A 21387-nucleotide genomic window follows, 5' to 3' on the forward strand; every position below is an offset into this window, starting at 1 on the left:
GTGTTATGGAGGCCGTAACACATAACTCACAACCGCAACAAGTTAGAAATTCATCGCAATACACAATACTCATTACCCAATACCAGTTGAGGGGCTGGGGTGAGGCTTTGAACAACGAATATGTCAGCAATAAAAGAAACACATTTTAATTTACCCGGACAAACCCATTTCTATAAGGGGAAAGTGAGGGATGTTTACACTATTAACGATAAAACACTGGTCATGGTGGTTACCGATCGCATTTCGGCATTTGATGTGGTTCTGCCCGAACCCATCCCGTTTAAAGGGCAGGTGTTGAATCAGATCGCCGCTAAATTCCTGAATGCTACGCAGGATATTGTACCAAACTGGGTGCTGGACGTTCCTGATCCAAGTGTAACCATCGGGAAAATATGTGAGCCGTTCAAGGTTGAGATGGTTATTCGCGGTTATCTTGCCGGGCATGCCTGGCGTGAATATAACGCCGGTAAGCGTTTGTTGTGCGGAGTGCCGCTTCCTGAAGGTCTGAAAGAGAACGATAAGCTTCCCGAACCCATTATCACACCCACTACAAAAGCTGCTGTAGGACACGATGAGGATATATCCCGTGAGGAAATTCTGAAACGCAACATCGTTTCGGAAGAAGATTACGTACAGCTTGAGCAATACACGCGGCAGCTTTTTCAACGCGGTACAGAAATGGCAGCTCAGCGTGGCCTGATACTGGTAGATACCAAATACGAGTTTGGCAAAGCCGGTGGTCGCATAACCTTAATTGACGAAATTCACACGCCCGATTCATCACGTTATTTCTACCAGGACGGTTACGAAGAATTACAGGCAGAGGGTCAGCCGCAACGCCAGTTATCAAAAGAATTTGTGCGTAAATGGTTAATAGAAAACGGTTTTCAGGGTAAGGAAGATCAGGTGATACCTGAAATGACACCCGATATAGTTAATTCAATATCAGAACGTTATATAGAGCTGTACGAACACATTACCGGCGAAAAATTCCATAAAGCCATTGGCGAGAACGTGCTGCAGCGGGTAGAAACAAACATTTTAGATAGCCTGAAACGTTTGAATTAACCGCGTAATTGTATAATATTGTAATCTGTCACACAGATATAAACTATAACTATGAAATTTTCGGTAGATAAACATGAGAAATATGTAGTGTTAAAGCTTAACGAAGCAAAACTCAACAGCATCATGTCGCCCCAGCTCAAGTCAGAGCTGATCCTGATCAATACCGAGGGGCAGCGAAACATTATCCTGGATCTTTCTGCCGTAAAATATTCAGATTCTTCCGGATTGAGCAGCTTGTTGGTAGGGCACAGGCTTTGTAAAAATGCCGATGGTTCGTTTATAATTGTGGGCGCCAATGGCAATATTGAGCGTTTAATTACCATCTCACAATTAGAGAATATTTTCACTATTGTACCAACCGTCAACGAAGCAATCGATCTTATTTTTATGGAAGAGATAGAAAAAGAGCTTCGCCGCGAAACCAAGTAACAGGAGGGTAGCTATGCGGTTTGAGGTTACCATTTTAGGAAGCAGTTCTGCTACACCCATTTTTAACCGCAACCCAAGCGCCCAGTTGCTGAATGTAAATGATCGCTATTATTTGATTGATTGCGGCGAAGGAACGCAATTACAGCTAATTCGCTACGGCTTTAAGGCGCAACGCATCGAGCATATTTTTATCAGCCACCTCCACGGCGACCACTATCTGGGGCTTATCGGGTTGCTTTCGTCGCTTCACCTCAACGGAAGAACCAAGCCGATGTCTATATTCGGGCCGGCGCCCCTGCTCGAAATTCTCGAGATTCAGTTCAAATATTCGCAAACCGATTTACGCTACCCTATAAACTTTTTTGCCGTGGATCCTGAGAATCCGGCCCTGATCTTTGAGAATAAGGACATCACCGTAGAGACCATTATTTTACAGCATCGCATACCGTGTACCGGATATAAATTCACCCAAAAGGAACGGCTCCGCAAAATTAACCGGCAAAAGGTTGAGGAGCTGGGTATTCCAATAGATTACATCCCGCTATTAAAAAGAGGAATAGATTATACCGATGCGCAGGGTAATGTGCACCTGGCCGCAGATTTAACGTCAGACCCGGATAAACCGCGTAGCTATGCCTATTGCTCAGATACCATCTGCAGCTGGACTTATCTCGACCAGATAAAGGGCGTAGAAACGTTGTACCACGAGGCAACCTTTATGCACGATATGTTGCAACGGGCCGAAGAAACTTATCATACCACAGCCTTGCAAGCCGGTGAAATAGCGCTCAAGGCCGGTGTTCAGCAATTATTGATCGGGCATTTCTCTGCCCGCTACCGCGATTTGATGCCCTTGCTGGAAGAAAGCCGCTCGATATTTACCAATACCCAACTGGCGATAGAAAGTCAGACGTTTACGCTTTAGTAAGGTAAGATTTAAGGTAGTGGGTTCTTGTTCCCTACCGCTATATTCTTGCTCCTATCTGCACCTCAAATACTTTTGCCCTTCATGGCTTTGCCAATGGCCTCATCCATCAACCGTTCAGCAAACGGGCGGGTAAAATCATTCAGCTCATCGGTTTTTTTCAGAATGGCATCTTTATCGGTAGATTGTAACAGACTTTTAAGCTCATCGGTGAGCTTGCGGGTATGACTTATTTCTTGTTCTGAAAGATAGGAAGCATTTTTTTCGAGGAAACGCTGTACGGTATAAACCATCTGGCTGGCTTCGGTTTGCGCCTCGATAATCATGCGTTGGCTCACGTCATCTTTAGCATGCGTAATGGAGTCCATCAGCATTTGCTCTACCTGGTTATCAGTTAAACCGTACGTCGGCTTTACTTCAACCTGTTGTTTGACACCCGAACGTAATTCAAGGGCTTCAACAGTAAGGATGCCATCCGCATTGAGGAGGAAGTTAATATCCACTTTAGGCAAGCCAGCCGGCATGGCTGGAATGCCTTTGAGCTCAAATTCGGCCAGCTTACGGTTTTCTTTAACCAGGTCGCGTTCGCCCTGGTACACGGCTACCTTTAGGTTCACCTGTCCGTCTACGGAGGTTGTATATTGCCGTCCCGCTTTGGTAGGCACTTTGGCGTTGCGTGGAATGATCACATCCATTAGTCCGCCCATGGTTTCAATTCCCAGCGATAGGGGCGTGACATCCAGTAGTAAAATATCTTTACGGTTACCGGCCAGGATATCGGCCTGTATGGCAGCACCCAGCGCTACTACCTGGTCGGGATTGATCTGATCATGAACCGGCCGTTTAAAGAATTCAGAAACCGATTGTTTGACAAAAGGCGTACGGGTAGATCCGCCAACCATAATTACTTCCTGGATGTCGGCCGTAGTTAAACCGGCATCGGCCAGGGCATTCTTGCAGCACGTAATGGTTTCCTGCACTTTATCAGCGATCAGGCTCTCAAATACCTGCCGGGTTATGGCACACGGGATCCCGTTTACGGTATCGTTGAACAGGTTTTGTGTGGTGAGGGCTATTTTGGCTTCTTCGGCCTTGAGGCGTAATGCCTGGGCCAGCTCTTTATTAGCGGATACAGCGGCAGCGTCTAATTTATTTTGCTCGATCCAGTAGTTTAATATGGCCCGGTCAAAATCATCGCCGCCAAGGTAAGTATTGCCATTGGTAGCCAGAACCTCGAAAATGCCATTTTGTATCTGGAGGATAGACACATCGAACGTGCCGCCGCCAAGATCGTAAACAGCGATGGTTTTGCTTTCGTTTGCCGAAAGGCCGATACCGTAGGCCAGGCTTGCGGCTGTTGGCTCATTGACAATGCGGAGCACATCAATACCGGCAAGTTTCCCAGCATCGCGGGTGGCCTGCCGCTGGCTATCGTTAAAATAGGCCGGAACGGTGATCACCGCCCGGTTTACCGGTGTTTTCAGGGCATGTTCGGCCCGCTCTTTTAATTCTTTTAAGATGAGCGATGACAGTTCGATAGGCGTATAAAATGTATCGCCAACCTTAACTTTTACCAGGCTTTCGGTGTCATCATCAATTACCTTGTACGAAAAGAAATCTTTATGACTTTCAATATCTTTATACGAACGTCCCAGCAGGCGTTTTACGGAAAAAATAGTGTTTTCCGGGTCGGTGATCAGGAACTCTTTTGCCTCATTACCTACACTGATCTCGCCCGAAGGTGAGAAATGGATAACCGATGGAACCAGCAAACCCTTGCCCGAATCGTTAATGATCAAAGGTTCCTGTTCGGGCGTAATAAATGCCACCAGCGAGTTGGTAGTGCCCAGGTCAATACCCACAATAATTTCTTCTTTCTGTATGGAGCCTGTTGCCAGGTTGATAGATACTTTAGCCATAATCGGAACAAATTTAGCCACATTTTTATACTTAATGTGTCATAATATTTCTTACAGGGAGGGTTTTGGGTTTAAGGTGGAAGGTTGAGCGAAGCGAAATCCCGACTGTTCGGGATAGAAGGTTATGGTTCGATAGTGTATAATTAGTAATGTAGCAGGCTGTCATGATCTTACATCTCGTATCTCACATTTCAAATGCATATCCGTATTTCCACGTAGTACAAAATCGTGGTTTTTGCTGATAGTGCTGCGCCTTGATGAACGGTAGTTTTGATTCCAATAAAAAAATGAATTATGAATATTAAGCCCTTAAAATTTATAGTGTTGATCCTGACGGTTTTCGCCGGGCTAAGTTCATGCAAGAAAGATAAAGATAATGATAACGACGGCAGTGGCGGCGATTTTTACTTCACGGTAAAAGTAGATGGCAACAGCTTTTCGGGAGATATGAGCAAAGCAGAGGGGTTTGGCCTTTTTAAATATCACGAGGGAACGTTATCTTTCAGTATTGCTAAAGATGTTGCCAACCCGGCAACCGGCACATTCCTGATGAACATACTAAGCGGTTATAACGGAGCCGGAAGCTATAAAGTAGGAGTCGGCGGCGGAACTAACTATGCACGCTATACCACGGGCTCTATGGTGGGCGGCGGAACGGTTTCTTTCTGGACTGCCGAAACGGGATCCGGCTCAACTGCAAATAATATTGGCACAGGAACCATTGTTGTTTCTTCCGATAAGAATGGGGTGGTAGAAGGCACTTTCTCATTTGACGGTTATAATAATGCCGACCACACTACTAAGCATTTTACAGAAGGTAAGTTTCGATTGAAAGTTCAATAAGCCTTCATGTTGAGGGCGAATTAAAAAATTGCTCCGCACTCTCATTTAGTCTGTGTCGAGCTATATGATGAGAGTTGCGGAGCAACCCAAAGGGGATTTCTAACCTGGATCTGCTGAATTTATCCTCCTGAAACGGCGTTAATCTGAGCACAAACATTGGCTTGAGATCGCCGTTATCTTTCTTAATAAAGGAAATATTTTTACCTTGCAATAATGAAGGATTTTTGATTCAGGAGCTTATATGATATCAGTTAACAGGGTTTTTATTTCCCATGTATGGGATAAAGTGGTTGCTCCTTCCCGGATAAGATCATTTAAGGATTTCTATTCTCAAGCCCTGGCGAAGATCGTATTAAGCACTGTCTTGTCTTTCCTGACCATCCTGCCGGGTTTTGCCAGGCCACTTACAGACAGCGTTCCGCAGCAATTAAATGCTATTGCGGATGCCATCGCCAGGAAATATGTTCCCGACAAACGCACCGATATTTTTAATTGGGAAGTTACATCATCAAATCCTGTTACCATTACCGTTGAAACCACTGTGCATGAGGCATATAATGCCCTGGTTACAGCATTGCAGCAAAAAAATTTTCATATACAGATCAGGGAGAAGAACCTGCCGGCCGATGAGCTGGGAAATACTATTTATGGTCTTGTTAATCTTTCGGTAAGCAACAACCGCAAAAATCCGGATAACGCTGCTGAGCTTGTTACCCAGGCGCTACTGGGAACGCCGGTCGAAGTACTGAAAAAGCAGCAGGGTTATTACCTGGTGCGCACACCAGACCGCTATATATCATGGGTAGATAATTCCGGTGTCACGCTCATGGATAAGCAGGCGATGCAGCTTTGGCAGGATGCGCCGAAAGTAGTTTATACCCATTGGTATGGGCATGCCTATCGCCAGCCATCGGCAGACTCGCTGCCGGTTTCTGACCTGGTTGCGGGAGATATATTGCAGTTGCTTGCACGTGCTAAGGGCTATGTTAAAGTGCAATTTCCCGACAAACGGATTGCTTATATCCGCGAAAGCGAAATAATGGATTTTAAAGCATGGGTTTCACGGCCCGATCCAACCGCTGAACAAATACTGGCTATCGCGAAATCATTAAACGGCATTCCGTACCTGTGGGGCGGTACTTCTATTAAAGGCGTTGATTGCAGCGGCTTCACAAAGATCAGTTATTTTTTAAACGGTATCATTTTGCCGCGGGATGCCTCACAGCAGGCCTTGGTTGGGCAAAGGGTCGATATTTATGAGGCAGATACTGTAACCCTGGACAAATGCCTGAAAAATCTCCGGCCCGGTGATCTGCTGTTCTTCTCGCAGGATGCCAAAAAGACAAAACGCATTACACATACTGCCATTTATATGGGAGATGGCCAGTTTATACAAGCCGCCGGCAGAGTACGGATAAACAGTATGATCCCAACAGCGCCTAACTATGGCGATTATAGGTCGCGAACGCTGGTTAGCGCCCGGCGCATATTAAGCTCAATCGGGGCGCCCGGTATCAGCCGGGTTTTCGGACATCCGTTTTATACTAATCTATCTGTAACGAAATGATAAACAGACGAAGTTTTATTAAATCTACCGCTGCTGTTGCCGGTACAACGGCCATTATCAATCCATACACTGTACTGGCAGATTATGGCAGAGCTCATCCTGTTAAAGGAAAACTGATCTTGCGATACCGGCCCTACACGCTTCAGCTCAGGCATGTTTTTACAATATCAAGCAATTCGCGTTCAACAACGCCGGTTGTATTAACAGAACTTGAATATAACGGGATGACCGGATATGGCGAAGCATCTATGCCTCCGTACCTCGGAGAATCGCATGAAACGGTACTGAAATTTTTGTCGAAGGTAGATCTGTCTGTATTTGACGACCCCTTCGAAATGGAAAATATTCTGACCTATGTTGATGGCATTATGCCGGGGAACCGGGCGGCAAAGGCTTCGGTAGATATAGCCCTGCACGACCTGGTTGGTAAGATCATCGGTCAGCCCTGGTATAAGATCTGGGGATATGACCCTTTAAAAACACCCAATACCTCGTACACCATTGGCATTGATAAACCCGATGTAGTACGGCAAAAAGTAAAAGAAGCCGAACCTTACAAAATATTGAAGGTGAAAATAGGTCGCGATAGCGACAAAATGATGATTGAAACTATACGCCAGGTTACTGATAAGCCTATTTGTGTGGATGTAAACCAGGGCTGGACAGACCGGCAGTATGCCGTTGACATGGCGCACTGGCTGCACGAAAAAGGTGTGGTTTTTATTGAGCAGGGTATGCCTAAAGAACAAGTTGATGATAACGCCTGGCTCACCGAACACAGCCCGATACCCACGATGGGCGATGAAGCGGTACAACGGCTTGACGATGTGATGAAAGCGCATAAAGTTTATAGCGGTATTAATATCAAGCTGATGAAATGTACCGGTATGCGTGAAGCGCATAAAATGCTCACATTAGCACGTGCCCTGGGAATGAAGGTAATGATGGGCTGCATGACAGAAACTTCCTGCGCCATATCGGCCGCCGCACAGTTAACACCTATGGTTGACTGGGCAGACCTGGACGGTGCATTACTTATCAGTAATGATATATATAAAGGTATGCAGGTTATTAATGGCAAGGTTACGCTAACTCAATGGCCGGGTATTGGGATAAAGAAACTGGCATAAAACCATATTGTAATGTGACAATAAGCATGGAATATAAAATTGATGATTGAAAAGTTCAATTAGAAATTTATAAAATCATGTTTTTTATTGAGGGTGTCTAAAAAGTCAAAAAGCAGCGTCATTTCGATCCCTCCCGTACGTACGGGATCGGGAGAGGAGACTACGAAGTAGCTGCGAAGCAAAATCTTCTTCCTAAGCACTTCTGACGGAGATTCCTCGACTACGTTTCGGGATGACGAGAACTTTTTAGTCAGCCTCGGCTGAGGCCATGGACGGTGTCTTCACCGTCCATTTACAATTATCACATCTATGAAATTTAAACGTGTTCTTATAGTTCGCCTGCTCGGATATCGGGTTAATATTTCATCCAGGCCAACATTCAGGGCAGTTTGTTGTTTCAACTTACAATGGATAAACACATTTATCAAACCGGGCTGATAGGCAATTGCGCTTATCTGGCCCATGTACATAAAAATACCAATATTGTATGGCTTTGCTGGCCTCGTTTTGACAGCTCTTTTGTTTTCGGCAGCTTGCTGGACAATGAAAAAGGCGGAGAATTTTCTATCCGGCCACAGCATGAGCGGGATTCACATCAGTATTACCTGGAAAATACCAATGTGCTTTGCACAGAGATCAGTTGTAACGAAGGTAAATACCGGATCACGGATTTTGCACCGCGTTTCAGGCAATACGACCGGTATTTTAAACCGTTAATGCTGATACGCAAGATAGAACCGCTTGAAGGAAATCCACGGGTAAAGGTAACGTGCAAACCGGTTTGCGATTATGGCATTAAAAAACAGTCTGTTAACCGTGGTAGCAACCATATTGAGTATACCGGTTGTGATGAAAATATGCGTCTTACCACAAATATTCCGATAAATTATATTCTCGATGAGCATTTCTTTGCGCTCAACGAACCGAAATACCTGGTATTAACCTACGGCCAGCCGCTCGAAGCCCCTTTGATCAGCACAGCCGAACATTTTTTACGGGAAACCATTGCTTACTGGCGTTTGTGGATCAAGCATTCGTCCATTGCCGGCTATCATCAGCCGTATGTTATCCGCTCGGCTTTGGTGCTGAAAATACACCAGTACGAAGATACCGGGGCCATTATTGCCGCCAGCACCACCAGTCTGCCCGAATCGCCGGGGAGCGGCCGTAACTGGGATTACCGTTACTGCTGGCTACGCGACACCTATTACGTGATAAGCGCACTTAATCACATCGGCCATTTCGAGGAAATGGAGCATTATTTTAACTATGTAACCGATATTTCATTTTCCGAGAATTTCAGGTATCAGCCGTTATATAGCATAACCGGCAAACATGACCTGGTTGAACAGATACTGTCGCACCTTCATGGATACATGGGCAATCAGCCGGTACGTATTGGCAACCAGGCTTATGAGCACATACAAAATGATATATACGGACAGGTAATGATCTCGCTGCTGCCGTTGTATAACGACCATCGTTTTGTTTTTGTAGAACGCAAGGACTCAGACCGTTGGGTGGATTTTTTGCTGCATAAAATAGAACGTACTATCGACGAGAAAGATGCCGGTATCTGGGAGTTCAGGAATTTTGCCAACGTGCATTGTTATTCTAACCTGTTTCAGTGGGCCGGGGCCAATGCAGCGCTGAAACTGGCTCAAACCATAAAAAATCCTGATTTACAGGAACGGGCCAGAATATTAATAGATAAGGCTGCTGCACATATTGAAAACTGCTATGATCCTGAGCGAAAAGTGTATACCAATGCGGCAGACAGTCCGCACCTGGATGCCAGTACGCTGCAATTGATCATGATGAATTACCTCGACCCGGCATCGCAAAGAGCAAAAGATCACCTGGCGGCTGTGGAGAAGGGGTTGAAAGGTGAAAATGGATTGTTTTACCGTTATCTCCATCCCGATGATTTTGGCAGACCCAAAACTACATTTCTCATTTGTGCTTTCTGGTATGTGGAAGCATTGGCATGCGTTGGACGTTTGGACGATGCTATGCGGGAGTTTGAGAGTATTATAAAATATTCCAATCATTTATTGCTTTTCAGCGAAGATGTGGACGAAAGCACGGGCAGCCAGTGGGGAAATTTCCCGCAGGCATACAGTCATGTGGGTTTAATGAACGCCGCCTATCGCATTGCTATGAAGCTGGATCGCCCGATTTTTTTATAAATCGCTCTGGATATAACGGGCTGTTTTGGTATCTTTAAGGCTAATGTTAGTAAGCAGGTATGATGAGCTAACCTGTGCATACAGGTTAAAATGATTGCAGATTTTATTACGATCTATATATTAGCTGTTGTTTTTATAGCAACATTAATCCGTTCAACAATCGGGTTCGGTGAATCGCTTGTAGCAGTCCCTTTACTTGCGCTACGCCTTCCGCTCGAAATAGCAGTCCCGTTCTCGGTTCTTTTGTCAGTAACGGTAGCGGGCATTGTTGTAGTACAGGACTGGAAGAAAATTCATGTTCAGAGCGCCGGCTGGCTGGTGCTTTTTACTCTTTTAGGAATACCTCTTGGGCTTTTGCTGCTAACCTCTGGTAATGATAGTATTGTAAAAGCCGGTTTAGGGACAATCATTATTGCTTTTTCCGTATATTCATTAACCGGGAGAAGGATTAAGGAGCTAACCTCAGATAATGGGATATGGCTTTTCGGATGTGGCTTGCTGGCCGGAATTTTTGGCGGAGCATACGGTTTAAACGGCCCGCCTCTGGCTCTATACGGCTCTATGCGTCGCTGGTCGGCACAACATTTCCGGGCCACGCTACAAGGATATTTTTTACCCGCCAGTTTTATTGGTATGCTCGGGTATTGGTTAAAAGGGCTTTGGACCTCCGAAATAACGCATTATTATTTATTGAGTCTGCCGGTAATGATCCCGGCCATCTTTTTAGGCCGGGTCATTAATCACCGGTTAAAAGGCGAAAAGTTTTTCCATTATGTTTACGTCGGGTTGATCGGTATCGGCGCCGTGTTATTAGTTCAGGCAGTAAGAAACTGAAGTTTGGCCTCCTAATCTTCTTAACCTGGTATTGAGTAGAGCGTATTGAGTATTGAGCCTTACGCCTTAAACCTTTTACCTCAAACCCTCCTGCCTTCCACCTTTACCCCATAATTAACTGACTTAATAGATTTCGTGCTTCACGGAAGTCCCGCATATAGAAGCGGGCTGCGGAAATATTGCTGCCTATTTTGATGGTATAAGCATCGTTGGGCAGGGCCTTGAAAATATCCTCGTCGGTATGGTCATCGCCTAAGGCCAGAATAAAATCGTAGTTTTTGTTGTACAGCCAGTTTAAAGCGGCTTTCCCCTTGTTAACATCCATGTTTTTAATTTCAACCACTTTATTGCCCGGCATAACCTGCAAGCCCTTATCTTCTGTTAAATAACGCAGATTATTGATCAGCTCACCAGCCCGCAGATCGCCCAGGCCGGTTTCTACCTTCCGGTAATGCCACACCAGCGAATAACTTTTTTCCTCAATGAATGATCCTGGCGTACGGTCGGTGTAGGTTTCCAGCACAGGGAACAGATCCTGTTTCCATTGGTTATTTAAGGTTGGCAGCCGGCTCCATTTACGCCCGAACCGTTTTTGCCAGGCGCCGTGTTCAGCAATCATATCCACACGTAATTGTCCAAACCAGCTTTCAAGGGTTTGATAACGGCGTCCGCTAATGATAACTACCTGGTTCCGGAGATCATTACACAACAATTGCAGCAGGTTAATTAATTCCTTATCAGGCGAAGCCTGTTCTATATTATTCTGAAAACCCACCAGCGTACCATCGTAATCCAGGAAAATCAGGCGTTCTGATGCCGATTGATAAGCCCGTACAATATCGCTGTGTGTATTAAAGTTTACCAGCCGGGCCAGCATAGATTGCTGCAGTTGTTTAACTTCTGCCAGGCGTTCGGTAAATAGCTTTACCCAATGATGGATATTGAATTTGGCGATGATCTGCCGCATTAAAACCATTCGCTTTTTCTGTTCGGCAGTGGGCATGTTCAGCGCAGTTTCAATGGCCCGGGTAATTTCACCAATGTTATTGGGGTTTACAATAATGGCATCGATCAATTCTTTAGAAGCGCCGGCCATCTCGCTTAGTATAAGTACGCCGATGTTTTTAATGCGGCTGGCAATGTATTCTTTACTTACCAGGTTCATACCGTCACGCATAGGTGTAACCAGGCAAACATCGGCCTGCTGATACAATGCCGAAAGCATTTCTACCGGGAATGACTGGTAAAAGTATTGTACCGGGTGCCAGTGCAACGTTCGGCGGCGGGCATTAATATTACCAACCAGTTTGTCAATTTCATCGTGCAGTTCCTGGTATTGAGGTACAGTGTCCCTTGACGGAACTACAACCATGTACAATATTACCTTTTCAAGATATTGCGGGTTTAATTCCAGGAACAGATCAAAGGCGTGCAGGCGTTGCAGGATGCCCTTGCTGTAATCGAGACGGTCTATGGACAAAATTATTTTGCATTCCCTAAAGCTGCTTTTCAGCGCCCGTAGCTGCCGGCGAACTTTAGCATTTCGGGTGAGTTGCATGAATTTTTCATTGTCGATACCCATCGGGAAGGGTTCTGCAATAATTTGCCGGTCGTTATAGGTTATGGTGTTTGCCGATGCATGTACAGGCAGCAACCGCGAAACGGAACCGACAAAGTGCTGCACATCATCGTACGTGTGAAAACCAATGAGATCGGCGCCAAGAATGCCTTCCAGCAACTCGTTGCGCCAGGGAATGAGCCTGAAAATCTCAAATTCCGGAAAGGGGATATGCTGAAAAAATCCGATTGAAATATCGGGTAATTGTTCGCGAAGCATGCCGGCCAGCAATAACAGCTGGTAATCGTGTATCCAGATCATATCGCCCGGTTCGGCTGCTTCGAGCACTGCCTGGCAGAATTTACGATTAACCTGTATATAATAATCCCAGTACGATTGCTCATACCGGGCATAGGTTGACGCATAATGAAAAACAGGCCATAGAATTTCGTTGGAAAAGCCTTCGTAGTACTGATTGATCTCTTCCTGGGTAAGAAAAACAGGTTTTAAATTCAGTCCGGAAAGCTGCTGCCGGATCTGTGTCTGTGCAGCTTCTTCTATTTCCATTCCCGGCCATCCTATCCAGATATTGGCTCCTGTTCTGTACACAGACCCGAGTCCGGTAGCGAGGCCGCCTTCGCTTGGAGTTAAGCTAAATTGGGTATCTTCTCTATAAATTTTAACGGGTAATCGGTTTGAAACAATAATAGTTTTACTCATGAGCGGAATGTTATCTTTTAACGAATGTTATTTTTTTAACAGTATTATCCGGAAGTTGTTGAAGAAAATCCCAGATTGGTAAGCTGGAAGCCGGGTAGCGGGTGAGAAGGCATAAGGTAAAAGGTAGCTAATGGCTTATGGTTCATGGCTTATAGTCCGAAAGTCGGAAAAGTTGAGCGCAGCGAAATCCCGATTATTCGGGGTCAGAAAAGACCGGGAGCGGAAAAAGGTAGAAGGCAGAAGGCGTAAGGTGAACAACGAGAAACGAAGGACGAATCACGAACAACTATATGACAATTCAACAATAAAGCAATATAACAATCTAAAAGATACCTGGCAGTGAGGCTAGCCGATGGAGTTGGAGTGAGGCCCAGTAACAATTTAACAATTCAGCAATTAAGATAATCTAAAATCTCATATCTCGTGTCTCATATCTCAATACCAATTAAGAGGCTGATTTTTTTACCTTCCCCTGTTACTTTGTTGTTAGGGTTATGTAAATAATTAGTATTTTTGCTTACTCATTTCGAGCTATGAGCGATTCAATAAAACATGAGTGCGGTATTGCATTCATCCGACTGTTAAAGCCCCTTTCATTTTATCAGAAAAAGTATGGTACGGCCCTTTATGGACTGAATAAATTGTACCTGCTGATGGAAAAACAGCATAACCGTGGCCAGGATGGCGCCGGTATTGCAACCATTAAACTGGATGTTAAGCCGGGAAACCGGTACATTAGCCGCTATCGTGCCATGGGATCGGGGGCCGTAGCCGAAATTTTTGAATATGTGCAGCGCAAGTTTGCCGATGTACAAGCCCGCACGCCCGAATTGTTAAATGATGCCGATTGGCTGAAAGAGAATATCAGCTTTACCGGCGAAGTTCTTTTGGGGCATTTGCGTTATGGTACACACGGTAAGAACAGCATAGAAAATTGCCATCCGTTTTTACGTCAGAATAACTGGATGACCCGGAACCTGGTTATTGCCGGTAATTTTAACATGACCAATGTGGATGAATTGCTGGAACAGTTATACGAGTTGGGTCAGCATCCTAAAGAGAAGGCCGATACAGTTACTGTGCTTGAAAAGATCGGTCATTTCCTGGATACCGAGAACCAGGAGCAATTTGACCGTTTTAAAGCTGAAGGATATTCCAACGTGGAGATAACCCACAAAATAGCCGAGCACATGGACGTAGCGAATATCCTGCGCCGTTCGGCCAAAACATGGGATGGCGGTTATACTATTGCCGGTATTTTGGGTCATGGCGATGCGTTTGTGATGCGTGATCCGGCGGGCATCCGGCCGGCATATTATTATTACGACGATGAGATTGTTGTAGTGACCTCAGAGCGGCCGGCTATACAAACGGCCTTTAACATACCGTTTGAGCTGGTTAGCGAAATTAAGCCCGGCCATGCCCTGATTGTTAAAAAGAACGGAACCATTAGCGAGGAGCAGTTTTGTGAGCCGTTAGCACAGAAATCATGCTCTTTTGAGCGTATTTATTTTTCACGGGGCAGTGACGCTGCTATTTACAGGGAACGTAAGCAATTGGGACGACTGGTATGCCGCCAGATACTGGAAGAGGTTAATTACGACTTACAGAATACCGTATTTTCATATATTCCGAATACGGCCGAAGTTGCCTTTTACGGTATGGTAGAAGGGCTTCATAAGTATATTAAAAATTACCAGAAAGAAACGCTTTTAAAGCGTGCCGATAAAATATCGGATGAGGAATTGGAGCGTGTGCTGAGCCTGGCCCCGCGTGTGGAGAAGATCGCTATTAAAGATGTGAAGCTACGCACGTTTATTACGCAGGATGCCGACAGGCAGGATATGGTATCGCATGTGTACGATACAACGTATGGCTTAATACGTCGCGGTATGGATACGCTGGTGGTACTGGATGATTCTATTGTGCGGGGAACTACTTTAAAGCAAAGTATTTTGCGCATACTGGACAGGCTGGGGCCTAAAAAAATCGTGATCGTATCGTCTGCACCACAGATCCGCTACCCCGATTGCTATGGTATTGATATGTCGAGAATGGGTGAGTTTGTGGCCTTTGAAGCCGCTATTTCGCTGCTGAAAGAACGCGAAATGGAAAACGTTATTTTTGAAGCTTATGATAATTGCAAGCGTACCCAGGATCTCGACAAAGAGTTGATAGCCAATTATGTGCAGGCTATTTATGAGCCTTTTACAGATGAGGAAATTTCTGACCGGATAACCCAGATCATTACGCCTAAAGATATTACTGCCGAAGTGAAAGTGATTTACCAGACATTGAATAACCTGCACAAGGCATGTCCGGGCCACTCAGGAGATTGGTATTTCTCGGGGAATTATCCCACCCCCGGCGGAAATAAGGTGGTAAACCGTGCCTTTATGAACTGGATGGAAGGTAAAAACCAGCGGGCTTATGTATAGTGTACTGAGTAGAGCGTATTGAGTATTGAGACAAAAGTTGACAATTGTCAATTGTCAACTTTTATCTCGCCACAATAACCTTAATACCCTTTTCCTCAAGCTGGGCAACGGCCGAAGGAGATACTTTATTATCGGTAATAACGTATTGTACCTGTTCGAACCCACAAACCCTGCCTAAGCCACGGCGACCAAATTTTGAACTGTCGGCCAGTATCACTACGGTTTGCGCAGATTCAATCATTTTATGATTCAGTGTAGCTTCTGCCAGGTTGGTAATTGAAAATCCAAAATCAAAATCGATACCGTCGACACCTAAAAACAGCATTCCGCATGATATCTCTCCCAGAATTTGTTCGGCATACGAACCGGCAACAGACGATGAATTGGCACGGATCAGTCCGCCTAACTGTAATACTTCAACATTCGGGCGGTTAGACAGCTCCAGGGTTACCTTAACTGCCGGTGTAATTACCGTTAAATGTTTGGTAGGGTGCAGGCAGCGGGCCAGCTCAAACACGGTTGTACCCGAGCCGATAATGATAGAATCGTTTTCTCCGATAACAGATACAGCAGCACGGGCAATTTTTTGTTTTTCCTCGGCATTGATCAGTTCCTTTTCATTAATAGTCCGCTCTATAGCATACGGATTATTGATAGAACCACCTCCACGGGTACGGAACAGCAGGTTTTTATCTTCAAGCACTTTAAGATCCTTGCGGATGGTAACACCCGAAACCTTCATAGATTCGCTTAATTCCTGGATATTGACCCGTCCTTCCTGCTGTAGTTTTTTTAAAATAAGCTGATGCCTGTCTGTGATATTCTTCATGCTGGTTTTCCTGGTTTATTATAGTTCGATGTAATATTCCCTTTTACAAACTCCTTTGTTCAATAAGCTTAGTTTCTTACTATGACTGAGATATTTTGATCGGCCCGGCGAAAAGCCTTTCATATCTTTCCCTTAAGCATATTGATCTTGCAGATTGATTTTTTTATCAATGGGTTAAATATACTAATTATTTGACTTTTAAACAGAAACGTTAAAAAAAAGCTTTTTTGTTATATTTTATTTAAAAAGGTTATGCAATAACCTGCATAATGGGTTTGGTAAAATATTGCCTTATTGATCTGCTTTTTCTTTTGTTTTTGAAATATATCAGAATGGGCATCATTTGTATCATTCCGCTCATCGCATTTGGCGAAACCCTTTTATAGCTTTACTTATACAACCATCCGTTATAAACCGGATAATACCAATTATAAATATCAGAGTGCGATTTATCAATCTGACTGGCTTAACTGATTTATATGTACCGTTATGGAATCAAGGAGTTTTTTTAACCAGATCATTATCGATGAGGGATCTATTATGCCTAAGTATATCCAGTTTGCCAACTCCATTTTGAACGGGATAGAAGCCGGCTGGATCAAGAAGAACGATACGCTACCCTCCATCAATGAGCTGAATTGCAGTTGTGAATTGTCGCGGGATTCGATAAATAAAGGCTATCAGTATCTGAAAAACCTGGGTATAATTCATTCAGTTTCGCGTAAGGGCTATTTTATTTCGAATGTTGATTTCAGGCAGACACTGAAAATATGCCTGCTTTTTAATAAGTTAAGTAATCACAAAAAGGTTATTTACGATTCATTTGTAAGCACCATTGGCGATTATATACCGATAGATTTTTACATTTATAATAACGACTTCAACTTTTTTAATAAGATCATTAATAAAATTGAAAGAAACTACTCTCATTATGTTATTATACCGCATTTTTACGATGGCGAGGAGCTTGCCCATCAGCTAATTAGCGCTATTCCTGCCGAAAAGCTGGTGCTGATTGATAAGATTATCCCCGGAATACCGGGCAATTATGCAGCTGTATACGAGAATTTTGAAAAAGATATTTTTCATGCTCTTGAGCAGGCAAAACAGCAATTGGCAAAATACCACACGCTAAAGCTGATTTTTCCGTTACACGGATACTTTCCGAAAGCTATTATGCGGGGCTTCTTTCATTTTTGCCAGGAATATGCTTTTACAGGAACTTTAGTACATGATATTAAAGATGAACAGGTTAATAGCGGCGAAGTATTTATCAGTTTGCAGGAAGATGACCTGGTAGCCATCCTGGAACGAATTATTGCCTCGGGATTAGAAATTGGTAAGCAGGTTGGTGTTATTTCATACAATGAAACTCCGCTAAAGTCCATTATTCTGAATGGTATTACAACAATATCAACAGATTTTAAACTAATGGGTCAGACAGCAGCCCGGCTAATTATAGACAACTCGCGGCAGCAGGTTGAAGTACCGTTCTACCTCACGCTCCGGCCTTCGTTATAGACCGGGTAAATTTTAGATCCAACTTTCTTGCTTATCAGTAAAATAGCTTTCGGCAATCTGGCTAACATTTACTAACTTGTTGCCGCTAACCATAATCTTATCTCAGGTACTATGAAATTACATACAAATGTGTTGCTCAGATCAGGTGTTGTTCTGGCAATTGTCTGTGTTATGTTTATCACTAAGTTATCAGCCCAGCAAATAAATTTTGTTGAGGTTGGCTTTAAGCTTTCGGCCAAGGAGCGGCAAACTTTAAACAGGCTTATTGATTACGAAATTAAGGTGTACAACGGTATGTTCAACACCTGGAAGAACGACAGCCTGCCAATTACCATTAATATCTACTTCAAATACAAAGATTTTAATCAGGTACGTAAAACTATTGGTAATTATGTCCCATCAGATTTAGGGTTCTATCAGCCTTTCACTAAACAATCATATGTATTTGCAGGTAATAATTTTATGCAAACTGTTATTCATGAAGCTAGTCATTGCCTACTGCATAATAATTTGTTGACGGTTCCCCACTGGATGAATGAAGGAATTGCTGAATTTTTTGAAACTTTAACGATAGATGGGAATCAAATCTATATAGTACCGCAAAGTGGTCGTATCCGTTATATTAAAGAGCAAGTTAGGGCAGGTAAGATTGATTTACAGCGTTTTTTTACAAATGATCAGGCGCTTTGGAGTGATAAAAAAAATTTCGACTATTTGTATAGTACTTCTTATAGTATCATTCATTATATCATTAAATCTAACCCCGATGCTATGAATAAAATTATTTCGCTCATGCGGGAAAAAAGGTATAGGGCCGATTTCGCCATTGCCAGCACATTTGGCGGCATGGATCGTTTTGAACAATCGTATAAATTTTTTTACCGTTAGCGGTTGTTTGTTTTCTTTTTTTTGAAAAGAAATGATCAACTTTATACGCTCTCAATCTTATCGCTCTTACAATTATGGACTGGATAGTTATTCTCCATGTATTTACTATCGCCAACAAGTGCCTGCTTTTTCCGTTATTCTGGTTTAAGCGGAATAATTCTGTTGCCAATCGTTTGCTGGCGTTGCTGATCCTGCTCCCGGCAGTTCCCGTGTTATCTAATTATTTTATCCATACCGGAAAATTGCACGATTATCCGCATATAATTTTCATTTACCAGATATTTATTAACCAGTTTGGCCCTGTTTTTTATTTCTACTGCATGGTGATGATCGGGCAGCCGTTTAAGTTTGATAAGTTTAAATTACTTCATTTGCTTCCTTCGGTTTTCCCGGTAATCTTTTGGGTAGATTATATCTTCTCCAGCCCCGCCGAGCAGACAGAGTTTATCAATAATTTTTTAAATCCGTCGCATCTAACCTGGAAAATGCAGATAGCGTCTATGGGTCCGGTTTTAATCTCATTACCTTATATGCTTGTTGCCACAATAAAGGTGTACCGGTATGCGGCATCAGTAAAACATGTGTTTACAAGTGTAGAAACGCTTAAAATATCCTACATCAAAGAGTTTGTAACGTTAACAATGGGTGAGATTCTGGTGCTGATATTATTGCATGCTTTTATGCCGCTTAAGCTTATTGAAGTAATATGGGTACCTATATTAGGCAATGTGTTATATTTTTATGTGGTTTATAAAAGCTATAACTACGGAGTAGTTTTTTCTGAAAAAGATTATGAAACCTGGCAGCAGTTAATCGCCCCGTTAAATGAGTATGTGTCGGCAAGCCATACCGAAAAATATGCGGGCTTCGTACTTTCCAAACAAAAAGCCGAAGAATATGCAGGGCAGCTTACGCACGGCTTTGAAATTCAGAAATGGTATACAGACGCGGAGCTGAACCTGAAAACGCTATCGGAGAAAAGCGGTATTCCTGCGCATTGCATTTCGCGAATAATTAACGAGCGTTTCGGAAAAAACTTTTTCGATTACGTAAACTCGTACCGGGTTGAAGAATTAAAAGCAAAGCTGCTTGATCCGGCCTGCAGCCCTATCAAAATTGAGGAAATTGCTTATATGTGCGGATTTAATTCTAAAGCGGCTTTTCACCGGGCATTTAAAAAATACGTAGGCATGTCGCCAACCGAATATCGCCAGGAACAAACAACAACGGCAGAAGTAGCCTGATAAATTTATGGACTGGGTGCTCTTTTTAATTGTTTTTACAGTTGCTAATAAATGTTTGCTCTTTCCACTGTTTTGGTTTAAAAGAAATAATTCTACAGCCAATAAGTTGTTGGCGTTACTTGTTCTGTTGTCAGCTATACCTGTTTTAAGTAATTATATTATTTATACAGGAGGCTTACTGAAATTTCCTCATACCATTTTTATATACCAGATGTTCGGTAACCTGGTAGGCCCGGTATTCTTTTTTTATTGTATGGAAATGTTGGGCAAGCCGTTTGTGTTTAATAAAAGTAAATTATTACACCTGCTGCCGTCTTTATTTCCGGTAATTTTTTGGATTGATTTTTTAATGCTTAATGATACAGATCAGGTAGCGTTTGCACAAAACTATCTTCATTCATCCAATTCCGATTGGCGAACATTAGTGGCTTCCCTTACACCTGCCTTATTTGCATTGCCCTATTTTCTTAGTGCCAGTCTGGCCGTTTATAAATATTCCTTTGCCGTAAAGGATGTGTTTGCCAGTACCTCAAACCTTAAAATTAAATATATTAAAGAATTTGTCACTTTGATGCTGGTCGAATTAGGTGTCTTATTTATTCTTTATACAATTGTACCAATTTACATGGTAGAAATGATTTGGCTGCCATTATTAGGCAATGTTTTTTATTTCTATGTAATTTATAAAAGCTATAATTATTCAGTTATTTTTTCTGAAGATGATTATAAAGCATATCTCCGGTTTTACCAGCCGCTTAATGATTACATAACTGATAAAAGTAGGAAACAGACCGGTTGGGTTTTACCGGAGAACAAAGCGATAGAATATCTTTCCCAATTGCAGCAAGGTTTTGAAAATGAAAAATGGTATACTGACCCGGAGCTGAACCTGAAAACGCTATCGGAGAAAAGCGGTATTCCTGCGCATTGCATTTCGCGAATAATTAACGAGCGGTTTGGAAAAAACTTTTTCGATTACGTAAACTCGCACCGGGTTGAAGAATTAAAAGCAAAGCTGCTTGACCCTGCATACCATCCCATCAAAATTGAGGAGATTGCCTATATATGTGGCTTTAATTCTAAAGCAGCTTTTCATCGGGCATTTAAAAAGTATGTGGGTATATCGCCAACCGAATATCGTCAGGAACAAGCAACAACGGTAGTAATGGCCTGATAAAAGGTGTGATGGGTTTCCTTCATGTGAAATCATAATAAATTTCCGGTTATCCGGTATCAGATTTTGAAATTCTGGTTGACAAGATAATGTAAGTCATGATTTTTTGGC

At 43.2% G+C, this 21387-nt stretch carries 16 protein-coding genes; 13 read left to right on the forward strand and 3 right to left on the reverse strand.

The annotated features are described in order from the left end of the window. Positions 1 to 120: 120 nt before the first annotated feature. From FW774_RS14645 to FW774_RS14655, 3 genes are read left to right on the forward strand one after another with little or no spacing between them, the layout of a single operon-like run. Positions 121 to 1068 (forward strand): phosphoribosylaminoimidazolesuccinocarboxamide synthase, encoded by a 948-nt coding sequence (locus tag FW774_RS14645; protein WP_149348948.1) that lies wholly within the window; start codon positions 121 to 123, stop codon positions 1066 to 1068. 51 nt (positions 1069 to 1119) lie between these two features. Next, positions 1120 to 1497 (forward strand): STAS domain-containing protein, encoded by a 378-nt coding sequence (locus FW774_RS14650; protein ID WP_149348949.1) that lies wholly within the window; start codon positions 1120 to 1122, stop codon positions 1495 to 1497. 13 nt (positions 1498 to 1510) lie between these two features. After that, a complete protein-coding gene (locus FW774_RS14655) occupies positions 1511 to 2422 on the forward strand; it encodes a ribonuclease Z (protein ID WP_149348950.1) in 912 nt (303 codons plus the stop codon). 65 nt (positions 2423 to 2487) lie between these two features. On the opposite strand, the gene hscA is transcribed toward FW774_RS14655, so the two are convergent. After that, complete coding sequence (gene hscA, locus FW774_RS14660) at positions 2488 to 4341, reverse strand: Fe-S protein assembly chaperone HscA (protein WP_149348951.1); 1854 nt, start codon at positions 4339 to 4341, stop codon at positions 2488 to 2490. 294 nt (positions 4342 to 4635) lie between these two features. Between hscA and FW774_RS14665 the strand changes: the two genes are divergently transcribed. The 5 genes from FW774_RS14665 to FW774_RS14685 all read left to right on the forward strand — a co-directional run bounded on the left by FW774_RS14665 (position 4636) and on the right by FW774_RS14685 (position 10904). Beyond that, the gene (locus tag FW774_RS14665; protein ID WP_149348952.1) at positions 4636 to 5184 is read left to right on the forward strand and encodes a hypothetical protein; all 549 of its coding nucleotides are present in this window, start codon (positions 4636 to 4638) and stop codon (positions 5182 to 5184) included. A gap of 241 nt (positions 5185 to 5425) precedes the next feature. After that, positions 5426 to 6751 carry a C40 family peptidase gene (locus FW774_RS14670; RefSeq protein ID WP_149348953.1) on the forward strand — a complete coding sequence of 442 codons (1326 nt, stop codon included), beginning with the start codon at positions 5426 to 5428 and terminating at the stop codon, positions 6749 to 6751. Further along, positions 6748 to 7881 (forward strand): enolase C-terminal domain-like protein, encoded by a 1134-nt coding sequence (locus FW774_RS14675; RefSeq protein ID WP_149348954.1) that lies wholly within the window; start codon positions 6748 to 6750, stop codon positions 7879 to 7881. Before FW774_RS14670 ends, FW774_RS14675 begins: the two co-directional genes overlap by 4 nt. Positions 7882 to 8288: 407 nt before the next feature. After that, positions 8289 to 10070, forward strand: a complete 1782-nt coding sequence (locus tag FW774_RS14680; protein WP_149348955.1) for a glycoside hydrolase family 15 protein — start codon at positions 8289 to 8291, stop codon at positions 10068 to 10070. Between the two features lie 90 nt (positions 10071 to 10160). Further along, positions 10161 to 10904 (forward strand): sulfite exporter TauE/SafE family protein, encoded by a 744-nt coding sequence (locus FW774_RS14685; RefSeq protein ID WP_149348956.1) that lies wholly within the window; start codon positions 10161 to 10163, stop codon positions 10902 to 10904. Positions 10905 to 11007: 103 nt separating this feature from the next. Here the strand turns inward: FW774_RS14685 and FW774_RS14690 are convergent, their stop codons facing one another. Beyond that, a complete protein-coding gene (locus tag FW774_RS14690; RefSeq protein ID WP_149348957.1) occupies positions 11008 to 13182 on the reverse strand; it encodes a bifunctional alpha,alpha-trehalose-phosphate synthase (UDP-forming)/trehalose-phosphatase in 2175 nt (724 codons plus the stop codon). Between the two features lie 533 nt (positions 13183 to 13715). Between FW774_RS14690 and FW774_RS14695 the strand changes: the two genes are divergently transcribed. Further along, positions 13716 to 15620 carry a class II glutamine amidotransferase gene (locus FW774_RS14695; protein WP_149348958.1) on the forward strand — a complete coding sequence of 635 codons (1905 nt, stop codon included), beginning with the start codon at positions 13716 to 13718 and terminating at the stop codon, positions 15618 to 15620. Between the two features lie 61 nt (positions 15621 to 15681). On the opposite strand, the gene FW774_RS14700 is transcribed toward FW774_RS14695, so the two are convergent. Then, a complete protein-coding gene (locus FW774_RS14700) occupies positions 15682 to 16449 on the reverse strand; it encodes a DeoR/GlpR family DNA-binding transcription regulator (RefSeq protein WP_149348959.1) in 768 nt (255 codons plus the stop codon). A 489-nt stretch (positions 16450 to 16938) separates the two neighbouring features. On the opposite strand from FW774_RS14700, the gene FW774_RS14705 reads away from it, so the two are divergent. The 4 genes from FW774_RS14705 to FW774_RS14720 all read left to right on the forward strand — a co-directional run bounded on the left by FW774_RS14705 (position 16939) and on the right by FW774_RS14720 (position 21276). Next, a complete protein-coding gene (locus FW774_RS14705) occupies positions 16939 to 17970 on the forward strand; it encodes a substrate-binding domain-containing protein (protein WP_149348960.1) in 1032 nt (343 codons plus the stop codon). A gap of 111 nt (positions 17971 to 18081) precedes the next feature. Further along, positions 18082 to 18858, forward strand: coding sequence for a DUF1570 domain-containing protein (locus tag FW774_RS14710; protein WP_149348961.1), 777 nt, complete (start codon positions 18082 to 18084; stop codon positions 18856 to 18858). A 74-nt stretch (positions 18859 to 18932) separates the two neighbouring features. Further along, a complete protein-coding gene (locus tag FW774_RS14715) occupies positions 18933 to 20102 on the forward strand; it encodes a helix-turn-helix domain-containing protein (RefSeq protein WP_149348962.1) in 1170 nt (389 codons plus the stop codon). 127 nt (positions 20103 to 20229) lie between these two features. Then, positions 20230 to 21276 carry a helix-turn-helix domain-containing protein gene (locus FW774_RS14720; RefSeq protein ID WP_187774911.1) on the forward strand — a complete coding sequence of 349 codons (1047 nt, stop codon included), beginning with the start codon at positions 20230 to 20232 and terminating at the stop codon, positions 21274 to 21276. Positions 21277 to 21387: the final 111 nt, after the last annotated feature.

The organism is Pedobacter sp. BS3 (assembly GCF_008274585.1).
Taxonomy (GTDB): domain Bacteria; phylum Bacteroidota; class Bacteroidia; order Sphingobacteriales; family Sphingobacteriaceae; genus Hufsiella_A.